The sequence below is a fragment of the Herbaspirillum sp. VT-16-41 genome, assembly GCF_001994935.1.
Classification (GTDB): domain Bacteria; phylum Pseudomonadota; class Gammaproteobacteria; order Burkholderiales; family Burkholderiaceae_D; genus Herbaspirillum; species Herbaspirillum frisingense.
Map to the genome: position 1 here is coordinate 1 of NZ_MUXB01000127.1, position 1,059 is coordinate 1,059.

A 1,059-nucleotide genomic window follows, 5' to 3' on the forward strand; every position below is an offset into this window, starting at 1 on the left:
CAAAAAGTCCGATTAATAAAGACACTTCGGTACTAAAGACTTTAGCCGACTCGATCCTTTTTATTCTCCCTTTTGAACCTCGTTTTTAATGATAAAAATCATGAATTTATTTGAAATCAAATTTATAGAGAAATTTCATCAGAAAAATCTTGTTCATTACTAATTCCCTGTGTTATGCCTGTACGTTTTTTAAGTGTTGAAACGGAAACTGTCGTATAATATATTTGATTTTCCGTTACAATAACTGATTTGGCATTACTTTTTGGTCCGACAATTTTCTTTTCCTTTTTCCAAGCTTGTATCATTTCTCCCATAATCACAGACGAAGACTTCTTCATTGAGTTCTCCTTGGCGTTAGCATAAAGAACTCACTTATCTAGTGGCTACAAAATTCGTCTCAGGTCACTTCGGAGTTGGCTTTTTTGCTTTCCAGCCGCATGTACGCACCATGTAACCAAAATTGGTCAATACCAACCAATATCGCGCTCCCATTCCGATGGTGCCAATTTCGTTGGAACGCACTGCCACCTAGACAACACCTCCAAGACGCAATTGGACATTACATTCCATCAGAGCACATATATCTACTCTGACCTGCTCCCCGAGATTAGTACGGCAATGATGTAGAGTCTGCCCCATACGGAGGCAGCATGAAGAAACGATTTACGCTCAGCCAAAAGAGCAGAGTGATGACGATCGCGCGTTGCTCAACGATATGTGGGGGCCAGGGTTGACCCGCTCGCCAGAGCAGCAACGGATTGTGGCGGCGCTTGCCCCGGACGAAGCCGATACGGTGCTGGTGAAGTGGCGTTACAGCGCCTTTCACCGTTCGCCGCTGGAGCAGATGCTGAAAGAGACCGGGCGTAATCAGCTCATCATAACGGGCGTGTACGCCCATATCGGTTGTATGACGACTGCCACTGATGCCTTTATGCGCGATATCAAGCCCTTTATGGTGGCCGATGCGCTGGCGGATTTCAGCCGCGAAGAGCATATGATGTCGCTGAAATACGTGGCGGGCCGCTCCGGGCGTGTGGTGATGACCGAGGCGTTACTTCC

1 protein-coding gene and 1 pseudogene are annotated in these 1,059 nt (G+C 46.5%); one reads left to right on the forward strand and one right to left on the reverse strand.

All coding sequences use genetic code 11. From position 1 onward, the window contains the following. Positions 1-122: 122 nt before the first annotated feature. Positions 123-338, reverse strand: a complete 216-nt coding sequence (gene remB / locus BTM36_RS19685) for an extracellular matrix regulator RemB (RefSeq protein WP_077237626.1) — start codon at positions 336-338, stop codon at positions 123-125. A gap of 323 nt (positions 339-661) precedes the next feature. Here remB and BTM36_RS19690 point away from each other — a divergent pair. Continuing rightward, positions 662-1,059 (forward strand): annotated as a pseudogene (locus BTM36_RS19690) (isochorismatase family protein); the annotation flags it as partial.

Bases quoted from the DNA above. Each gene is read 5' to 3' on its own strand.
- remB (WP_077237626.1), bottom strand. From the start codon at position 338: ATGAAGAAGTCTTCGTCTGTGATTATGGGAGAAATGATACAAGCTTGG.